The sequence below is a fragment of the uncultured Corynebacterium sp. genome (assembly GCF_945649885.1).
Lineage (GTDB): Bacteria > Actinomycetota > Actinomycetes > Mycobacteriales > Mycobacteriaceae > Corynebacterium.
Genome location: NZ_CALZFS010000044.1, coordinates 1 through 19842, shown reverse-complemented (window position 1 = coordinate 19842; position 19842 = coordinate 1). Strand labels below are relative to the sequence as shown.

Annotated in this window: 14 protein-coding genes and 2 tRNA genes; 9 read left to right on the top strand and 7 right to left on the bottom strand. The window is 57.0% G+C overall.

All coding sequences use genetic code 11. The features are described 5' to 3' along the window. Positions 1 to 309 precede the first annotated feature (309 nt). The 6 genes from benA to Q0M74_RS06555 all read left to right on the top strand — a co-directional run bounded on the left by benA (position 310) and on the right by Q0M74_RS06555 (position 9352). The gene (benA, locus tag Q0M74_RS06580; protein WP_293952665.1) at positions 310 to 1800 is read left to right on the top strand and encodes a benzoate 1,2-dioxygenase large subunit; all 1491 of its coding nucleotides are present in this window, start codon (positions 310 to 312) and stop codon (positions 1798 to 1800) included. A 201-nt stretch (positions 1801 to 2001) separates the two neighbouring features. Then, positions 2002 to 2508, top strand: coding sequence for a benzoate 1,2-dioxygenase small subunit (gene benB, locus Q0M74_RS06575; RefSeq protein ID WP_293952663.1), 507 nt, complete (start codon positions 2002 to 2004; stop codon positions 2506 to 2508). Between the two features lie 9 nt (positions 2509 to 2517). Then, the gene (gene benC, locus Q0M74_RS06570; RefSeq protein ID WP_293952661.1) at positions 2518 to 4083 is read left to right on the top strand and encodes a benzoate 1,2-dioxygenase electron transfer component BenC; all 1566 of its coding nucleotides are present in this window, start codon (positions 2518 to 2520) and stop codon (positions 4081 to 4083) included. Beyond that, positions 4083 to 4913 (top strand): 1,6-dihydroxycyclohexa-2,4-diene-1-carboxylate dehydrogenase, encoded by an 831-nt coding sequence (locus Q0M74_RS06565; protein ID WP_293952659.1) that lies wholly within the window; start codon positions 4083 to 4085, stop codon positions 4911 to 4913. Before benC ends, Q0M74_RS06565 begins: the two co-directional genes overlap by 1 nt. Positions 4914 to 4922: 9 nt before the next feature. Continuing rightward, positions 4923 to 7610: a LuxR C-terminal-related transcriptional regulator gene (locus Q0M74_RS06560; protein ID WP_293952657.1), complete on the top strand. Its 2688-nt coding sequence runs from the start codon at positions 4923 to 4925 to the stop codon at positions 7608 to 7610. A 353-nt stretch (positions 7611 to 7963) separates the two neighbouring features. Then, positions 7964 to 9352 (top strand): aromatic acid/H+ symport family MFS transporter, encoded by a 1389-nt coding sequence (locus Q0M74_RS06555; RefSeq protein ID WP_293952655.1) that lies wholly within the window; start codon positions 7964 to 7966, stop codon positions 9350 to 9352. A gap of 476 nt (positions 9353 to 9828) precedes the next feature. Here the strand turns inward: Q0M74_RS06555 and Q0M74_RS06550 are convergent, their stop codons facing one another. The 5 genes from Q0M74_RS06550 to Q0M74_RS06530 all read right to left on the bottom strand — a co-directional run bounded on the left by Q0M74_RS06550 (position 9829) and on the right by Q0M74_RS06530 (position 14267). Continuing rightward, entirely contained in the window at positions 9829 to 10455 is a 627-nt protein-coding gene (locus Q0M74_RS06550; protein WP_293952653.1) for an ATP-dependent Clp protease proteolytic subunit, read from the bottom strand. 30 nt (positions 10456 to 10485) lie between these two features. Beyond that, positions 10486 to 11085 carry an ATP-dependent Clp protease proteolytic subunit gene (locus Q0M74_RS06545; RefSeq protein ID WP_293952651.1) on the bottom strand — a complete coding sequence of 200 codons (600 nt, stop codon included), beginning with the start codon at positions 11083 to 11085 and terminating at the stop codon, positions 10486 to 10488. 187 nt (positions 11086 to 11272) lie between these two features. Next, a complete protein-coding gene (gene tig, locus Q0M74_RS06540; protein WP_293952649.1) occupies positions 11273 to 12625 on the bottom strand; it encodes a trigger factor in 1353 nt (450 codons plus the stop codon). 116 nt (positions 12626 to 12741) lie between these two features. Then, a tRNA-Pro gene (locus tag Q0M74_RS06535) sits at positions 12742 to 12815 on the bottom strand. Between the two features lie 1380 nt (positions 12816 to 14195). Next, positions 14196 to 14267: transfer RNA gene (locus Q0M74_RS06530), tRNA-Gly, on the bottom strand. A gap of 582 nt (positions 14268 to 14849) precedes the next feature. On the opposite strand from Q0M74_RS06530, the gene Q0M74_RS06525 reads away from it, so the two are divergent. Beyond that, positions 14850 to 15101 (top strand): AlpA family transcriptional regulator, encoded by a 252-nt coding sequence (locus tag Q0M74_RS06525; protein WP_293952647.1) that lies wholly within the window; start codon positions 14850 to 14852, stop codon positions 15099 to 15101. A 249-nt stretch (positions 15102 to 15350) separates the two neighbouring features. Continuing rightward, positions 15351 to 16133, top strand: coding sequence for a DUF1542 domain-containing protein (locus Q0M74_RS06520; protein ID WP_293952645.1), 783 nt, complete (start codon positions 15351 to 15353; stop codon positions 16131 to 16133). Between the two features lie 114 nt (positions 16134 to 16247). Here the strand turns inward: Q0M74_RS06520 and Q0M74_RS06515 are convergent, their stop codons facing one another. Further along, positions 16248 to 16721: a ribose-5-phosphate isomerase gene (locus Q0M74_RS06515; RefSeq protein ID WP_293952643.1), complete on the bottom strand. Its 474-nt coding sequence runs from the start codon at positions 16719 to 16721 to the stop codon at positions 16248 to 16250. A 49-nt stretch (positions 16722 to 16770) separates the two neighbouring features. Next, complete coding sequence (locus Q0M74_RS06510; RefSeq protein ID WP_293952641.1) at positions 16771 to 17391, bottom strand: DsbA family protein; 621 nt, start codon at positions 17389 to 17391, stop codon at positions 16771 to 16773. A 179-nt stretch (positions 17392 to 17570) separates the two neighbouring features. On the opposite strand from Q0M74_RS06510, the gene pepN reads away from it, so the two are divergent. Beyond that, positions 17571 to 19842 (top strand): aminopeptidase N (gene pepN, locus Q0M74_RS06505; protein WP_293952638.1); only part of this gene is annotated, 2272 nt, incomplete at its 3' end.

Sequence of the window (19842 nt, the reverse complement as noted above, 5' to 3'; positions counted from 1 at the left end):
TTCATGCTTTTAGTCAATAGACACCCAAATGCATTAAATGACATTAAACGGGCCAAAAATCCGATAAAATTCGCATTTCCGCAGGTCGATAACAAATACCGTGAACACCTTTACACCATGCGAACAAAAACCCCCGATGTAACCCTAGGAACTTCCCTAGTGTGATTCAGGCCATGTGTAGTGCAGGATGGGTAACACGCCACCAACAACATTTTTGTTGTGAAACGTCATCTACCGCTTTCCCACAGCATCTGACGTATTTACCCGGTTGGCAGATTCACTTCATCCACAGCACCTCGGAGGTACAACATGTCCACACCTATCGATAGCCTCGCCAGCGTTCAGTACACCCTGGACCATGCACTGGAAGACCGCCCAGAGGAAGGTGTTGTCCGCGTTAACCGAAACATCTTCACCGACCAGCAGATCTTCGACTTCGAGATGCGCCACATTTTCGAAGGCAACTGGATCTACCTGGCCCATGAGTCCCAGCTGCCAAACCCAGGTGACTACTTCACCACCTACATGGGGCGTCAGCCGATCATGATCACCCGCTCCAAGGATGGTGAGTTGAACTGCCTGATCAACGCATGTTCACACCGTGGTGCAATGCTGTGCCGCCGCAAGACTGACAACCGCACCACCCTCACCTGCCCATTCCACGGCTGGACCTTCTCCAACGACGGTGCCCTGCTCAAGGTCAAGGATGAGAAGGATGGCGCGTATCCAGAGGAGTTCCACAAGGACGGCTCCCACGACCTGCGTCGTGTGCCTAAGTTCGAGTCCTACCGTGGCTTCCTCTTCGGTTCACTGAACCCAGACGTCGTCTCCCTCGAAGAGCACCTCGGCGACACCCGCACCGTCATTGACATGCTGGTTGACCAGTCCCCAGACGGCCTCGAGGTGCTGCGTGGCTCCTCCACCTACACCTACGACGGCAACTGGAAGCTCCAGACCGAAAACGGTGCAGACGGCTACCACGTCTCCTCCACCCACTGGAACTACGCAGCCACCACCTCCCGTCGCGGCACCGGCGAGTCCGCCAACGAGACCAAAGCAATGGACGCCGGCACCTGGGGCAAGCAGGGTGGCGGCTACTTCTCCTACCCACACGGCCACATGCTGCTGTGGATGTGGTGGGGCAACCCAGAGGACCGCCCACTGTTCGACCGTCGCGATGAGCTGAAGGAACAGTTCGGCGAGGAAAAGGGCGAGTTCATGGTTGGCGCATCCCGCAACCTGTGCCTCTACCCGAACGTCTACCTCATGGACCAGTTCTCCTCCCAGATCCGCCACATCCGTCCGATTTCCGTTGATCAGACCGAAGTCACCATCTACTGCATCGCTCCCAAGGGCGAGTCCGCAGAGGCGCGCGCAAACCGCATCCGCCAGTACGAGGACTTCTTCAACGCAACCGGCATGGCGACCCCGGATGACCTTGAGGAGTTCCGCTCCTGCCAGAAGACCTACCAGGCTTCCGCTTTCCCATGGAACGACATGACCCGTGGTCTCGGCCACCAGGTATCTGGACCGAACGAAGTTGCCAAGGGTCTCGGTATGAACGAAGTCCTCTCCTCCGGTGCCCGCACCGAGGATGAAGGCCTCTACCCGATCCAGCACGGCTACTGGCACGAGCTCATGCAGAAGGCTCTCGGCCAGACCCTCCAGGAGAAGGAAACCTCAGACGATTCCGCATCCGCCGAGGCAACCCGTGCAGCAGCACAGCTCCGCGAAGAGGCAAAGGCAGCTGCCAAGGCTGCTGCTCCAGAGCCACGTCGCCGTCGTCGTACCCGCGGCTAGACAAGACCTGCACCGCCGCACACAGGAGACTGTGAGCGGGCACAGACACAGTGCCACCCCTAAGGATTCCCGCCCACCCCCTATATCGATTTTCACAGGTGGGCGGGGTACCTGCACCGGATCTGTCAGTTAAGCGGGCCGTGAACACCGCCTGCCACCCCTGCTTTCATCGCTCAATCTCAACTTCCCTTGGAGAACATCATGACCAGTACCAATAACCAGGTAACCCGTAGCCAGATTGAAGACTTCCTCTTCTTCGAGGTCCGTCTGCTCGATGACCGTCGCTTTGAGGAGTGGCTCGAGTGCTACCGCGAAGACGCAGAGTTCTGGATGCCTGCCTGGGATGACAACGGCGAGCTGACCGAGGACCCACAGTCCGAGATCTCCCTGATCTACTACCCGAACCGTGGTGGCCTCGAGGACCGCGTATTCCGTATCCGCACCGATCGCTCCTCCGCGACCTCCCTGCCAGAGCCACGCACCGCTCACAACATCTCCAACGTGGAAATCCTCGAGCAGCGTGAGGGCGAAGTAGACGTCCGTTTCAACTGGATCACCAACTACTTCCGTTACAACACCACCGACATGTACTTCGGTAACACCTTCCTCACCATCGACGTCAGCGGCGAGAAGCCCCAGATTGTCAAGAAGAAGGTTGTTCTGCAGAACGACTACATCCACCACGTCGTCGATATCTACCACGTCTAAGGAGCCATAATGACCCACCAAATTGCACTGGCCTTTGAAGACGGCATCACCCGTTTCGTCGAATGCGAAGACGACCAGACCGTTGCTGATGCCGCCTACCAGGCCCGCATCAACATTCCTTTTGACTGTCGCGACGGCGCCTGCGGAACCTGTAAGGCTTTCTGCGAATCCGGCGACTACGAAGACGGCGACTACATCGAGGATGCACTCTCCGACGATGAAGCTGCTGAAGGCTACTGCCTCCCTTGCCAGATGACCCCGAACTCCGATCTCATCCTGCAGATCGCGACCACCTCGGTTCTGGCCAAGACCGGCGCTGCCACCTTCGACGGCGAACTGGTTGAACTCAACCGCCTGTCTGATTCCACCTTCGGTATCAGCGTCAAGCTGGAGAACCGTAAGGATCTCGCCTACCTGCCAGGTCAGTACATGAACATCCTGGTCCCCGGCACCGAGCAGACCCGTTCCTATTCCTTCTCCTCCAGCACTGAGGAGGACGTTGTCAGCTTCCTCATCAAGAACACCCCTGGTGGCCTCATGACCACCTACCTGGATGAGACCGCTGCTGTTGGCGACAAGCTTGAGCTGACCGGCCCGATGGGTTCCTTCTTCCTGCGTGAGCCTGTCCGCCCGATCCTCCTGCTCGCAGGTGGCACCGGTCTGGCACCGATCCTCGCGATCCTGGAGAAGCTCGCCATCGATGAGCTTCTCGACGTCCCAATCCGCATGGTCTACGGCGCCAACTTCGATTACGACCTGGTTGAGCTCGAGCGCCTGGAGTCCTTCAAGGACAAGATCGGTGACTTCGACTACATCACCGTCCTCTCTGATCCGGACACCGAGCATGAGCGCAAGGGCTTCGTCCCGGCACACCTGGTCGGAGAGTACGAACCAAACGAAGACACCGACGTCTACCTCTGTGGCCCTCCTCCGATGGTTGAGGCTGTCCGTAAGTTCTTCGGAACCCTGGACAACCCACCACTGGACTTCTACTACGAGAAGTTCACCTCCGCCGCCGGTACCCCTGGCGAGACCGGAGTCTCTGTCACCACCGAGACCATCGAGGATTCACGCGATGGCGAAGAGCGTTCCGTCATCGAGGTTTCCGCTCCTGGTATGACCAGTGGTGAGGTTCACTCCTCCCGCCCAGAATCTGAATCACAGCTGGAGGCCCGCATGGCTCTGGAACTGGGTGCGCTGGAACTGGCCATCAAGAAGCTGGGCAACCGCGACATCGAGCGTTTCCGCGCACTGGCAGAAACCGCCAACTCCTTCATCGACGGCGACCGCATCATCGATGCAGTCAAGTTCACCGAAGCCAACGCTGACTTCCACGAGTTCCTGTTCCGTCGTGCAGATAACGCTGCGCTGATCGGCGCATACCAGAACCTCGCAGTGGTCACCGAGATGAAGAAGGTACTCCCGGGAGCAGAGTGGATCGATCCGAACATCGCCACCGAGCACCTTGAGCTTGTCGACGCAGTCGCAGCCCAGGATCTGGCCAAGGCGCAGGAGATCATCCGCTCCCACGCACAGCATGGCATTGAGACCATGCGGAAGGCAGAGGCAGAGTAGTGAATGCACCAGTAGGCCGGGGCATTCCGGATCGTCCCACCCATATCACCCCGGAGAGGTTCTTCGGACAGAGCATCATCGTGACGGGCGCTGCCCAGGGCATCGGTCTTGCTGTTGCTCAGCGCATTGCACATGAGGACGGCAACCTGGTTCTGGTTGACCGCTCCGAGATTGTGCACGAGGTTGCTGAAGAGCTTCGTGGTGTTGGCAAGGGCACTGTGGATTCCTTCACCACCGACCTGGAGAGCTACCAGGGCGCACTGGATACGATCGCGTTCGCACAGACCAAGCTGAACAACCTTGACATTGTGATAAACAACGTCGGTGGCACCATCTGGGCCAAGCCCTTCCAGGAGTACACCGAAGAAGAGATCACCAAGGAGATCCAGCGCAGTCTGTTCCCCACCCTGTGGATGTGCCGGGCAACACTGCCCTGCCTCATCGACAACGGTGGCGGCACGATCGTGAATGTGTCCTCCATCGCCACCGGTGGTGTCAACCGTGTTCCTTATGCGGCTGCCAAGGGTGGCGTCAACGGAATTGTCTCGGCACTGGCGCATGAAGCTGCACAGCACAATGTCCGCGTCGTGGCGACCGCCCCAGGCGGCACCCTGGCACCGGAACGCAAGGTCAAACGTGGTCCGGGACCTGAAGGTGAACAGCAGCAGCAGTGGTACCAGGAGATCGTCGACCAGACGACCAACTCCAGCCACATGCGTCGCTACGCGACTTTGGAGGAGCAGGCGGCACCAATCTGCTTCCTCGCATCAGAAGAAGCCTCCTATATCACCGGGTCCGTACTTCCCGTGGGTGGAGGCGACCAAGGCTAAGATCAGCTTATGGTCTCGTCCGTTCCGTTTACCCCATCGTCTTCGCAGACTTTCCTGCCTCGCAGCTCGATCATTCTGCAACAGATCTCCTCGAGCATCCTCAACCTTCCTGAATGTGAAGGCAGGATGTTCTACCTGGGGGGTAAACACGGAGCGGGCAAATCGGAGTTCGCGGGGAGCCTCATTGAGATGCTCCCCGGCTGGTCCGTCGTCAAGGTTTCTGCGCTCTCCTGGTTGCAGGAATCTCCCCGCTCCCTCTTGACCCACATCGGGCACAAGTTGGGAGCGAACTCATCTAATTCGATCCGTGGTGTCATCGACCGCACCGGTGCCTCCACCGTCGTCATCATCGATGATGTCCACTGGTCGGATCTGGAGTCCCTCCACAAACTCATCGAGTTCACCCGCCGCATGGTGTCCGGCCGCTTCGCACTCATCCTCATCGGGTTGGAAAGTGAAAACACCACCCTCGCAGGAACCATCCTTAATCTCCCCGACCTGGCAGATGTCACCTATGTTCTGCCACCCATGAGTATTGAGGAAATCAGACAGGTCGCGCTCACCACCGTGCGGGGACGTATCAGTGCCTCCACCGCCACCGATATCCAGCGGATCACCGGCGGCACTTTCGGCCATGTGCAGGAAGTCCTCCACGCTGTCTCCCCGGATCATTGGAAAGCCACCAACCCCAATGTGCCGATTCCACACAGTTGGTGGTCCAGCCTCTCCCGCCGTATCAAGGGAACCTCCCTCTGGCCGGTGCTCTTGGCCACCTCTGTACTGCCCGGCGGTGGTCCCATCGACCTCATCAAATTGCTTGCCGACGATCCCGATGGCACCGCCTGCGATGAGGCTATCAGCAGCAACCTGCTGACCATCCTGCCCACCGACGGCCCTCCCACCCTTGATCTGGTCTCCCCCACAGACCGCGCGGTAATCCGCTCCCGCACCCCGCTGAAGGTTCTCACTGAACTCCACTTGAAGGTTGCCGCCTACTACAGGGAATTTGATCAACTGGATGAAGCACTCCAGCATGAAGCCTTCGCTGCCACCGAACCAGACAGCCCTGCTGTGAAGGCACTGGCAGAACGTGGTTTTCAACTCGGACGGAGTGGCCGCTGGATGGAATCCGCGCATGCCTTGTCCCTGGCGGCCAACCGCACGGCACGCTCCAGTGAGGCCGACACCTACCTGCTGGAGTCAATTGACTCTCTGATCTCTGCATCAGACCTGCCCCAGGCACGCATCCGGGCAGCCACCCTTGACCTAGGAGAACATGGCATCCAGCAGGACTCCATGCTCGGATACCTGGCAATCCATGAGGGCCGCCAGTCTGAGGCCCGCAGCCTGCTCCAACGCACTGCAGATGTCATTCTGGCCCAGGATCCCATCGATCCAGTCCACGGCCCGAGGCTCGCAGCCCGTAAGGTTCTTCTCAATCTGCTGGATTGGCAACCCGAGGAACTGCTGCTCTGGGCTGACCGCGCCATCAAGTGGTCCGAAGATGACTCCGGTGAGAAGGTTGAAGCCCAGGCGATTTCACTGATCGGCCGATCCGTCATCGATGGTGTCATGCCGCAGGACCAGCCGATCTCCGGCGAAACCACCCTCCATGCACAGCGACGACACATGGCCATGGGTTGGCTCAGCCTCATCTACGACGATCCTGTCACCGCCCGCCAGAAACTGGAACGACGCACCTTCATCAGTGGTTCAGAACGCATCAGTCTCTGGCAGGACGCCTGGCTGGCACGTGCACAACTCATCCTGGGTGAGTGGGAGGCCGCACTGCGCACCGTGGAGGTCGGCCTGGCCCGAGCAGAGCAGTTCGGCATCCGTTTCCTGGAACCACTTCTTTTGTGGACTGGTGCCACTGTTGCCACTGCGAAGGGCAACATGGATCTCTCCCGTCACTACATCAGCCGGTTGGCCACTGATCAGGACTCCTTCGTTGTCCAGTCCATGCCCTCTGCCATGTGCCGCATGTGGGTCTACTCCCGCAGAAATGAAATGACCGCGGCGCAACTGGCCGGCAACAACCTGGAAAAACTCGCAGCCACCACGAAGATGAACCAACCGGGTTTCTGGCCCTGGGAAGATATTCACGCGACCAATCTGATCCGTCTCGGAGAAATTGACCGCGCCACCGAGCTGGTGGAATCAACCATCGACAGCTACCGGGGATCGGACATCATGTCCATCAAGGCAAAAATTGCTGTTCCTGAAGCCATGCTCATGATCCACCACGGTGACGTCAGCCAGGGACTCAACCGTTTTGAGGAAGCCCTCGACATGCTCGATGGGCTGACGCTTCCCTTCTACCGTTCCCGCATTCTCTTCGAGTACGGCCAGGCACTACGCCGCCAGGGACAACGACGACGAGCCGATGAGATCTTTGCCCGTGCCTCCTCAATGTTCCAAGACATGGGTGCTACTGCCCTGGTCAGCATGGCCAACCGCGAGCGACGCGTGGGCGGCCTTGGCCCCCGCTCAGGCAAGGTCGGCGGGTTGACACCCCAGGAATTTGAGATCGCCCAACTGGTGGCAGAAGGAAATTCCAACCGTGAGGTCGCCCATGAGCTCTTCCTCTCCCCGAAGACCGTGGAATACCACCTGACACGGGTCTACCGGAAACTCCAGATCCGCACACGCATTGAACTCGGCGATGCTTTGAAGAAATATCAGGCCACGTCTTAGGACAATTCATGGATCGTGTCACCACCACCACAAAGGCAAAGAATGTCCCCCAGTGGTGGCGGTTTTTTACTTATCACGCCCGCTTAGTGTCATCATCCTAAATCAGATGAGGTGTGGAAAAAAGGGAAATTTCAGCATCCATTCCCCTTTTGAGCTGTATAAATGCATCTCAGTGCTTAGGTCCGCAATACGAACACGTAGCTCTACCAGCAACAACACCAACGGACAAGGACCCCCTAAAAGTCTTTAGGGCTTTCCCTAGTTTCAACTCTTGGCCATACGGGATTGACTTGTGAATCAAATCACCAAGCATCGGTGATGAATACTTAACTCACAGCTTCAAGGAGTCCGTCATGGCCACCTCTTCACCAGATGTCTGGCAAAGTCCAAAACATCGCCGCACCGTGTACCTTGTTCTCGCCGTCGTTGGAATCTCCATCCTCTTCGATGGCTACGATCTCGTTATCTATGGTGCCGTCCTCTCCAGCCTTCTGGATGACCCCTCGCACATTGGTGCACTCAGCCCGGCAATTGCAGGAACCCTGGGGTCCTACGCCATGATCGGCGTGATGATCGGTGCCCTGTCAGCCGGCGCCTTCGGTGACAGACTGGGACGCCGCAAGGTTATGCTCATCGCCATCTCATGGTTCTCCGTCGGCATGGCACTGACCGCACTGGCAACCTCCATCTTCATGTTCGGTTTCCTGCGTTTCCTCACCGGCCTCGGAGTCGGCATGATCGTGGCCACCGGTGGTGCCATCATTGCAGAGTTCGCCCCACGTAACCGTCGTAACCTCTTCAATGCGATCGTCTACTCCGGTGTTCCTGCCGGCGGCGTCATGGCATCCCTGTTCGCACTGGCCTTCGAGGATATGATCGGCTGGCGCGGACTGTTCTTCATCGGCGCAACCCCGATCCTCTTCCTGCTGCCACTGGCCTACTTCGCCCTCCCTGAGTCCCCACGCTGGCTTGCCAGCCGTGGCCGCAAGGACGAAGCCACCGCACTGTGTGAACGACTCGACCTTCCCATCAAGGACTTCGTCTCCTCCACCCCAGCTGCTGCATCTTCCACTGTTTCCCAGGGACACAAGGCTCCTGTTGTAGTCAAGGAAAAGGTCGGATTCGCCGGCATCTTCTCCCGTGTATACCTCCCAGGCACCCTACTCATCGGCGCGATGAGCTTCATCGGTCTACTGTCCACCTACGGACTCAACACCTGGCTGCCCAAGATCATGGAATCCAACGGTGCCAACGCCCACGATTCCCTGTACTCCCTGCTGTTCCTCAACGGTGGTGCTGTCATCGGTGGTCTGATCGCCTCCTGGTTCGCTGACCGCATCGGTGCCAAGACCATCATCACCAGTACCTTCTTCCTCGCTGCACTCTGCCTCGCATCACTGCCATTCATCTCCTCCTGGCCACTGATGTACTCCGCAATCGCGCTGGCTGGCATCGGTGTCCTGGGAACCCAGGTCCTCACCTACGGCCTGACCTCCAACTACTTCGGCACCGCCTGCCGTGCCGCCGGCGTCGCATGGTGTGCAGGATTTGGACGCCTCGGTGGTATCTTCGGACCAGCAATCGGTGGCCTGATCATCGGGGCAGGATTCGGACCAACCTACGCATTCTTCATCTTCGCCGGAGCAGCAGTCATTGGTGCACTGTGCACCGCCCTGATCCCCCGCTCCCCAGTAGAGGCACCAACCATCATCACTGTTGAGCCAACCCCGGTGCGCGCTTAGCACCACACCCCCGTATTCATCTACTAAGACCTGATGCTTCGGTAAAAAGACAGACCGTTGACAGTTCCTCACAGAACTGACAACGGTCTTCTTCATGTCTTATCGCCTCCGTACTCCGGGGATCCTCCAAGGACACCTTCCTGGGTCCTTCGGGAGTTTCAACATCCAGATGTTCTGCCGTTGAGCCAGCACCACGCTCCGTACTGCCAGACCGTAACGCCCTCAAAGGGTAGAGCCTCACCGGCATTACCCGCTGCTGATTCCTCCGGTCAGCAGCGGGCTTCCCCATGGCCAGGTAGTGTCCCCAGCCTTCAAGAATCACATGCCATCCTCACCTCAAAGTCCCCCGTGCGGGTGCTTTACGCAAAGAACAACGTGCGCCTGTCGTGGATTTTCTCCACAACAGGCGCACGTTGTTTTTATCAATGCTCTGGTTTCCTCCACCACCTATGTGGGGGAAGGAACCCAAGCTTAAATTAGCCGTTCAGCTTACGGTAATCGAAGACCTGGTCCACAATGCCGTATTCAAGTGCCTCATCCGCGGTGAGGATCTTGTCACGATCGGTATCGATACGGATCTGTTCTGCTGTCTTGCCGGTGTGGCGGGACAGGGTGGTTTCCATGAGCTTACGCATGCGCTCAATCTCCGCAGCCTGGATCTCAAGGTCAGAAACCTGGCCTTGGGTTCCCTGGGTTGATGGCTGGTGGATCAGCACGCGAGCGTTAGGTAGTGCTGCACGCTTGCCCGGTGCACCTGCTGCCAGTAGGACAGCTGCAGCGGAAGCAGCCTGTCCGAGGCAGACAGTCTGCACGTCTGGGCGTACGTACTGCATGGTGTCGTAGATCGCCATCAGTGCGGTGAAGGAGCCGCCTGGTGAGTTGATGTACATGGTGATGTCGCGGTCAGGGTCCATCCCCTCGAGCACGAGCAGCTGCGCCATAACGTCGTTGGCGGAGGTGTCATCGACCTGGGTGCCGAGGAAGATGATGCGCTCTTCGAAGAGCTTGGCATAAGGGTTGGTTTCCTTGGTGCCGTATGCGGACTGCTCGATGAAGGAAGGCAGCACGTAACGGGACGAAGGCATCTGAAATCCGTTGCTCATTTAAATATTCTCCTTGAAGTTTCCGTGTGCCTAGTTGCTGATTGGGCCCTCAGCGAGGGTAATCACCTGGTCGACGAGTCCGTATTCCTTGGCCTGCTCTGCAGTGAACCAGCGGTCGCGGTCAGAATCCTTGGTGATCTGCTCAAAGGTCTGGCCGGTGTGCTCAGCGATGAGCTTCGCCATTTCACGCTTGGTCTGGGCGAACTGCTCAGCCTGGATGGCGATATCTGCAGCGGTACCACCGACACCTGCGGAAGGCTGGTGCATCATGATGCGGGCATGAGGCAGTGCATAACGCTTGCCCGGGGTTCCACCGGAGAGCAGGAACTGTCCCATGGATGCTGCCAGACCCATGCCATAGGTAGCGATGTCACATGGGGAGTACTTCATGGTGTCGTAGATTGCCATGCCTGCGGTGACGGAACCGCCTGGGGAGTTAATGTACAGCGAGATATCCCTCGTTGGATCCTCTGCAGACAGCAGGAGGATCTGTGCGCACAGCTTATTCGCGATCTCGTCGTCCACCTGGCTGCCGAGGAAAATGATGCGCTCGCGCAGAAGGCGGTCGTAAATGTCACCGTTGTAGCCGGCCCCAGCTCCTGGGGCAGTCATCTTGAGGTTTTCGCTCATGAATGTGTCAACTCCTACGTTCTACTAAATAAAGGTTCATCAAGTTCAATGTCACCAGACTACCCGCGTATTTCCGTGACACCGCTTCTGTTCGCTATCAGCGTTTGCAGGGTCTAAATCAGCAGGGTCCGGGTATGGCAAAAGCCCAGCACACTGGTGTCTGCTGGGCTTTGAAACCGGGGGAGTTCTACTCCTGTTCGGGTGCTTCTTCTTCGACTTCTTCTTCACCGAAGTAGGCCTTCGGGTCAACTTCGTTACCCTCGGAGTCCTTGACGTTCACGCGGCAGATGACCTGGGCCAGTGCCTTGCCACGGCGGACATCAGCGAACAGGTTCGCGATCTGGCCGGACTGCTGGAGCTGACCGATGAACTGGTTAGGGTCCATTCCGTAGCTCTGAGCGGTGAACATGATGTGATCGGTCAGTTCCTGCTGGGAGACCTCAGGCTCTTCGCTCTCAGCCAGAACGTCGAGGAACAGCTGGGTGCGGACAGCCTTCTCAGCGTCCTCACGGTTCTGCTGCTCAAACTCTTCACGGGTGGTGCCCTGGGACTCCAGAACGGAGTTCAGTGCAGCTTCGTCGTGTGCGAGGTCGCCAAGCAGCTGGTGCAGCTGGGAGTGTGCCTGCTCATCAACGATGGAATCAGGCAGTGCGAAGGTTGCGGACTCCAGAGCGGACTTCAGAACCTCATCGCGGATGTTAGCAGCCTGCTCGTTCTTCAGACGTGCCTCAACCTGGGTCTTGGTGGACTCGCGGAGCTCGTCGATGGTGTCGAACTCGGAAGCCAGCTGAGCGAACTCGTCATCCAGCGCGGGCAGCTCACGCTGCTTGGTTGCGGTGATCTCGACGGTAACCTGGGCTTCCTTGCCCTGATAATCACCGGAAGCCAGTTCGGTGGTGAACTCGACGGTCTCGTCCTTCTTGGCGCCGGTGAGAGCCTTGTCCAGTCCGTCAACCAGGTCACCGGAACCGATCTCGTAGGAGAGGCCCTCGGTGGAAGCTTCCTCAACCTGCTCGCCATCAACAGAAGCAGAGAGGTTGATGGTGACGAACTCACCCTTCTTCAGCTTGTGATTGTGATCCTTCAGGGTGGAGAAGCGCTCGCGGAGGCTCTCCAGCTCTTCGTCCACTGCAGCATCGTCAATTGCGACTGCTGGAACCTCAATGTTGAACTCTGAGAAGTCAGGAATGGTGATTTCTGGACGAACATCAACCTGAGCAACGAACTCGACGACATCGCCGTCTTCGATCTTGGTGACCTCAACCTCTGGCTGGCCGATCGCTTTGATGTCGTTCTCTTCAATTACCTGGCCGTAACGGTTAGGCAGCATGTCGTTGACGACCTGCTCGAGCACTGGGCCACGGCCGAAGCGGGCATCGATCAGCTGACGAGGAGCCTTACCCTTTCGGAAGCCAGGAACCTGGACCTGCTGTGCAAGTGCGGCGTAGGCCTGATCAATTTCAGGCTTCAGTTCTGCGAAAGGAACTTCAACGGTGATCTTTACACGGGTGTCGCTCAGCTGCTCGACGGAACTCTTCACGAGGAAATCTCCTGGGTGGTCGGATTAAAAAAGACTCAGTAAATTCAAAAACAAGCCCGGCTTCCGACGATCTGCGATTTTTTTCGCGTTCGTCCGAAACCGGGCTCGTCCTCAAGTCGGGGCGACAGGATTCGAACCTGCGACCCCCTGCTCCCAAAGCAGGTGCGCTACCAAACTGCGCCACGCCCCGATATTAACTTATCCCCGAGGAACTTTAACTAAGTCACACCACTGTTAACCAGTGGGGAACTTTGCTGTGCTCCTTGGTTCGATTCATTAGTTTACATACTGATCGCCATTTCACCTAAACGAACCCTCAATGCCATTGAAAACACCACGTCAGAGCATGTTTCTAGGCGATTCAACACTTCAAAGAAATCCCCCTTTCCAACGTCTCAATGACTTCCAAGAGACGGTTTAGTGCTGAATGCCAGCAAAGCAACGCCATTCCCCTCCAAAAGGAAGGACAAAGCGACATAAGGGATTGATTCAGCCCCTCCCACAGTCAGCGGAGGCCCTGCCTGGATCCATCTACATCCCACCCAGCAAGCATATGACTCTCGCCCACCACCCAGATCAAGGAAGAAGAGTCCTCCACTTCCCCCACCGCCTCCCTGCGCCTCTCACTACACACCAAGCAATGTCTCCAGGAAGAGTTCTGGCCGAACAGGGAGTCAAGAAACCATTGATCCAACATTCCAGATATTCAACTCCCCCACCTTCCAAGCTCCCCCAAGCCACTGTTTCCACAAGCCAAGAAAACTTCTTCCCTTATTAAGCAAGAAAACTTCTTCCCTTATTAAGGAGGTCCATGAAGAGACCTACCTGGCCCCACTGGAGACCTACCTGGCCCCACTGGAGACCAAGCGTCGTACCCTCCTCAATGAAAAGACCGACCTTCCATCACTGCTACAGCAAGTGCCCTCTACTAGATGCCCAAGAGTCACCACAGAAAGGGTCAACCGAAAAGGATCCGGCTGAGCGCTGGCCCCCACATTCACTGCGATTGTCGACGGTCCAGGTTTTCAACCCACCCACCGAAGCCAATGGCAGCCCATCACCCTGGGACACAAGAACAAGACTGACAAAGACCGAAAATTGGAAGCCCCGCCACCTCCATGCCCAAGCAGTCAGCAGGAATGGGAAAGCATGCTCAGACCCGCCAAGGGGTAACCGACCCGCACCACATACGTTAGGTGCCCGGGCATTCACAGAATCAAAAATCAGAGCAAAGAGAGCAGACCAGGCCCACCACTCCCCGCCCAGAGACTTGCTTCCTCATCAACACCCAGACCAAAGTCTTGGCACACAATCACCGTGCCATGACCGAGGAATATCAACACATCACTGGTCGACTGGTGGCTGCATCTTCACACCCAACTGCCTGGGCGATCCTGTACAGATCGCCCAGGCAGCAGAAGTGGAGACAGGACTCACCCACCAAAGAAAAAGTCTCAATCCACCAGAAACAACCAGAACCCCACCGCGAAGACCTGCGCCAGACAACGCGACCCCAAGAAGTTCCACAAAAAACTAACCCCCTGACATTTACTGTCAGGGGGTTTCTTTGAGGGAATGACGGGAATCGAACCCGCGTCATCAGCTTGGAAGGCTGAGGTAATAGCCATTATACGACATTCCCATTAGGTGAAACGTTTTCTCCGTTTCATCTTGCATCATGTTAGCCCACAAGTTCCCATTGTTAAAAATCCGCAGGCCAGGCCCCCTGCCGGCACCCTCCAGACTGAGTAACTGACTGCTGCGGTAAGAGGGAGAATCAAATCACACACCCAAAGAAAGAATCGTCAAGGATTAGACATGACTCGCTGAGACTTACCTAAGTGCAACATAAGACTTGATCAATTAAAAACTCGCTGCCACCACAGCAGCACCACCCCAAATGGGGCTTTATCAACATTTAGAGTTCATCCCTGAAGAGGTCGGACATCCCACCCGGACGCAAAACTACAGCACAGCCCCACCTCACACTCAGACCCCATGAAAAACACAGCCGACAGTAAATATTTTCTCCCGAGAAACACAGCAAATTCAACTAATTCACGGAAACACAGAAGGAGGAGCAGAACATTATGAACCGCTTATATAACATGCTAAAGGCTTGGATTTATATCTTTTAGTTCAATTTATTCACTTTTTCCTCACACAATGTGCTCTACGCTCACCTTTTCGACACAACAGTCTTTCGTGGCGTACCCTATCGGTCATGAAGCCAAAAATCATTGATGCTGAATCAGGCAGAGAGCTATGGACTGCCATTGAATGCGCGGAGTTCTCCGGCACCGCCCGTGGCACTTTCACTAGCTATGCCGGACGTGGACGGGCACCAAAGCCTGTTGCTAAGCTCCACGGCCTTACTCTGTGGGATTCACAGACTATTCGCGAATGGGTCGACGAACGTGCGGCAGGAAATAAGGGTCTCACCACTGTCGGTGCAGAAGCCGAAGCTGTCCAGTAGCCCCGGTCCAGTTCTTATCTTTTGAGCCATCGAATTCACATTGTTGAATGCGGTGGCTTTCTAGTTTTCTAGCATCAGCAACCACATATCCCATGTCTCCTCAGCATCTCGCCTTAAGCTGGTGAGGGAACTTTCTGTGGCTTCACCACGTTATTCCTGTTGTAAAGAATAATTCGCCGATAGGTCGCGATTGCCTGTGAAATCGCCCCCGCATTATCGGCCGATACAACTGAGTGAGTTGAAGTTTTAGTGGAAGCATTACTCCTGATCGCAATTGTCATCGGCGGAGGCGTGTTTATCGCCTCGAAAGTCTCCGGCAACAGCAATAAAAAGATTGAAGAACAGAAGTTCGCCGATGCCCAGGCGGATGCTCGTCGTTGGATTGAGCGACTAGGATCTCAGGTCCTCTCCATCGCTGGTACTGACATGGCATCCACCCAGGCCATTGCTGATGCTTCGGAGCGCTATAACGCAGCATCATCGCAGATCAGCACGGCACAGACTTCCCGTCAGGCTGAGCTGGCCCGGGAATCCGCCCTGGAGGGTCTGCATTACATGAACGCTGCCCGTGAAATCATGGGAATGCCTGCAGGTCCAGAACTCCCACCACTGGAAGGCCAGCGTAATGCTGGTCGTGTTACCGAGACCCGCACTATTGAGCAGGATGGCCGCACCATGATGGCCTCTCCTGTGGCCACTGATTCCACACCCAACTACTACCCCGGCGGTAACGTCGCAGGACGTCCTGTTCCTGCGGGTTGGTGTTCCGAGCCCTGGTGGGCAAGTGCACTGCGCACCGGCGTGTGGACAGCTGGCTCAGTGTTCATGTTCTCCGCGCTCTTCAGTGGTATGTCCGGTGTGGGCTACTCCGGTGCTGCTTTTGAAGACGGTTACGGGGAAGGCTACGAAGACGGCATGGCTGACGCTGGTGGCGATATGGGAGATGCCAGTGCCGGCGGTGACATGGGCGGCGATATGGGCGGCGACGGCGGAGGCCTCTTTGATGGCGGAGGCTTCGACTTCGATTTCTAACCACCTCGCCTGTAATCACTGCTGAAAACACTGAAGGCCGGAAAGGTTTTACCTTTCCGGCCTTCAGTGTTTTAAAGAGTTGATGGTTCCCGGGAAGGAACCTTTCCTGAGGGGTTATTCGTTTGGAACAACCGGAGCGACACCGGTGCGCTCATAATCAGACAGGATGTCAATGCGGCGCTGGTGGCGCTCCGCGTTGCTCCATTCCTGATCCAAGAAGGCATCGACGATCTCGAGTGCTTCCTCCAGCGAGTGCATACGACCGCCGAGGCCGATCAGGTTGGCATTGTTGTGCTCACGTGCCAGGCGTGCGGTCTCCACAGACCAGGCCAGGGCACAACGTGCACCCTTGACCTTGTTTGCGGCGATCTGCTCGCCGTTTCCGGATCCACCCAGAACAATGCCGAGTGAACCTGGATCGTTGACGGTTCGGTTTGCTGCTTCAATACAGAAAGCCGGATAGTCATCAACCGGATCGTAGGTGTGGGCTCCGCAATCGATCACCTCATGGCCGTGGGCCTTGAGATGTTCGGCGATTGCATTCTTCGTTTCAAAACCAGCGTGGTCTGCTCCAAGGTATACGCGCATGGTTGTCAGTCTACTGCAGCCTGATCCACCCCGGTGTTAACCCGTGGACTTAATCGAATTCAGGGCTCTCGTTACGGGAGCGCTTGATTTCATAGAAATGTGGATAGCTGGCAAGCTTGACGGATGCGTCGAAGATCTCGCCTGCTTCCTCACCACGTGGGATGCGGGTGAGCACGGGACCGAAGAAAGCTGTGTCACCGAGCTTGATCACTGGGGTGCCCACATCATCACCGACCTCATCCATTGCGGACTGATGGAACTTCTTCAGTGATTCATCCCACTGCTCAGTGTCAGCGACCTCGGCATAAGCAGCATCCAGGCCGACTTCTGCCAGGGAATCCACGATGACTCCGTTGTAATCGCCGTAGTCTGATCGCTTCTCAGGAATACCCTCATTGTGGATGCGGGTTCCCATCGCGGTGTACAGTGCGTCGAGCTTTTCAGGTGCTTCGGTGGCGACTGCGGCAAAGACGCGGGCCGGGCCCCAGTTGGCCTTCATCTTGTCGGCATACTCTGCTGGGATATCACGGCCATCGTTGAGAATGGCAAGGCTCATTGGAACCCATGTGACCTCAACATCACGGACCTTTTCAACCTCCTTGACCCAACGGGAGGTGATCCAGCAGTACGGGCAGGAGGTGTCAAACCAGAATGTGACTTTTTCAGCCATGAGAATATGTTCCTCTTCTTAAAATCTCGGGGTACGTAGCACCCCAGCCTAGGCCGGAACTATCGTGGTGTCATCAATGGATTCGGCCTTCCGCCCCCAGGCCATGAACATGGTTCTGGAGACAACTGCCAGTGGTCCCCTGATCTCCATATCAATCATCCCCTTTGAGGAGCATGCACATGACATCGATCAATCTCACCAGAGCTGAAGCCACAGAACGTTCACGGATCTTGAGCGTAGAGCACTATTCCATCTCCTTGGACCTCAATGCCGGTGATGAGATCTTCACCTCCACCACCCTGATTAATTTCACCGTCCGCGATGCCGGCGATACCTTCATTGATCTGCGTGCCGACAGCGTGGATGAGGTCCATCTGGACAATGAAGACATCATCAGCACCGCGCTGACGCTTAATGAGGATGGTTATGACGAGACCCACGGTATTGCCCTCAAAGGTCTGACTCCTGGTGCCCACACTCTCCGGGTTTCTGCCACGATCCCCTATTCCCGCACCGGTGAGGGCCTGCACAGGATGGTGGATCCTGCTGATAATGAGGTCTATCTCTACAGCCAGTTTGAAACTGCTGATGCCAAGCGTGTGTATGCCTGCTTTGACCAGCCGGATCTCAAGTCCACTTATGATTTCTCCATCCTCACACCGAAGGGTTGGAAAATCATTTCCAATGCTGAGCAGGAGGTTTCCACCCAACATCCGGATTATGACACCCATATCTCCCGGGTTGATTACCCGATTTCCACCTATCTGATCGCGATCTGCGCCGGCCGTTATCATGAGGTCCGCGATACCTGGACGGGTGAACTCACCCATCATGCTGAAACCCCAGCTGGTCAGCCCACGCAGCTCAGTGTCCCCCTGGGACTGTTTTGCCGCAGATCACTGGCCCCGCATCTTGACGCGGAACGTCTGTTCACGGAAACCAAGCAGGGTTTTGACTGGTACCACCGCAACTTCGGCATGGCCTACCCCTTCGGTAAGTACGATCAGATCTTTGTCCCGGAGTTCAACGCCGGTGCCATGGAAAACGCTGGTGCGGTGACCATCCGTGATGAGTACGTCTTTGCTTCGAAAGCCACCCGTTACCGTTATGAGCGCCGCGCAGAGACCATCCTCCACGAGCTGGCACACATGTGGTTCGGCGATCTGGTCACCATGCAGTGGTGGGATGATCTGTGGCTCAATGAATCCTTTGCCACCTGGTCTGCGGTGATTTCTCAGGCAGAGGAAACTGAATATGACACCGCATGGGTGACCTTTGCCAATGTGGAGAAGTCCTGGGCCTACCAGCAGGATCAGCTACCCTCCACCCACCCGGTGTTCTCTGACAGCCACGATATTGAGACCGTCGAGCAGAACTTTGATGGCATCACCTATGCCAAGGGTGCCTCTGTTTTGAAGCAGCTGCAGGCATATGTGGGCCGTGAGGAGTTTTTAGCTGGTGTGCGCAGGCATTTTGCCAACCACGCCTGGGGTAACGCCACCTTTGATGATCTGCTGTCCGCCCTTGAGCAGGCATCCGGCCGTGATCTTTCTGCCTGGGCGGATCAGTGGCTTAAGACCACCGGTATCAACACTCTTTCTGCTGAGTTCGAGGTGGAGGACGGCCGCTACGCCTCCTTCAACGTCACCCAGGCTGGTGCGGCGCCCGGTGCCGGTGAGCTGCGCACCCACCGCATTGCGGTTGGGCTCTATAAGCTTGTCGATGACAAGCTCACCCGCTTCCACCGCGTCGAGCTCGATATTGATGGTGCCTCCACCGCGGTGCCGGAGCTGATCGGTGTGGACCAGGCTGATGTCGTTCTGGTCAATGATGATGATCTGACCTACGCGCTGCTGGATCTGGATCAGGGGTCCCTGGACTTCGTGATCAACCACATCGACAAGTTCGTCGATCCAATGCCGCGCACCCTGGCGTGGTCTGCCGCCTGGGAGATGACCCGTTCTGGGCAGATGAAGGCTCGTGATTTCATTGCTCTGGTCGCCCGTGGTGCCTCCGCGGAAACCGAGATCGCCGTGCTGGAACGCATCCTGGCCCAGGCTGTCTCCGCGTTGAAGAACTATGCAGATCCGGCGTGGGTGACGGCTGAGGGTGAATCGGTCGTCGCAAAGCTCCTGCTTGATGGGGTGCGCCACGCGGGTGACAACACCGACACCCAGCTCGCCTTCATCCAGGCGCTGGCGAAGACGGCGCTGGACGAGGACGCGGTGTCGTTCTTCCGTGGTCTGCTCGACGGGTCCGAGGCCGGCATCGAGGTGGATTCCGACCTGCGCTGGTGGGCGCTGACTGCCCTGATCGCCCACGGCGCGGTGGAGGATCCGGACGCGGCCATCGCCGAGGAACTCACCCGTGACCGTTCGTCTGCCTCGAACCTGTCGGCCCTGCGTGCCCGGGCCGCGGTCAACACCGCGGAGAACAAGGCCAGCATCTACG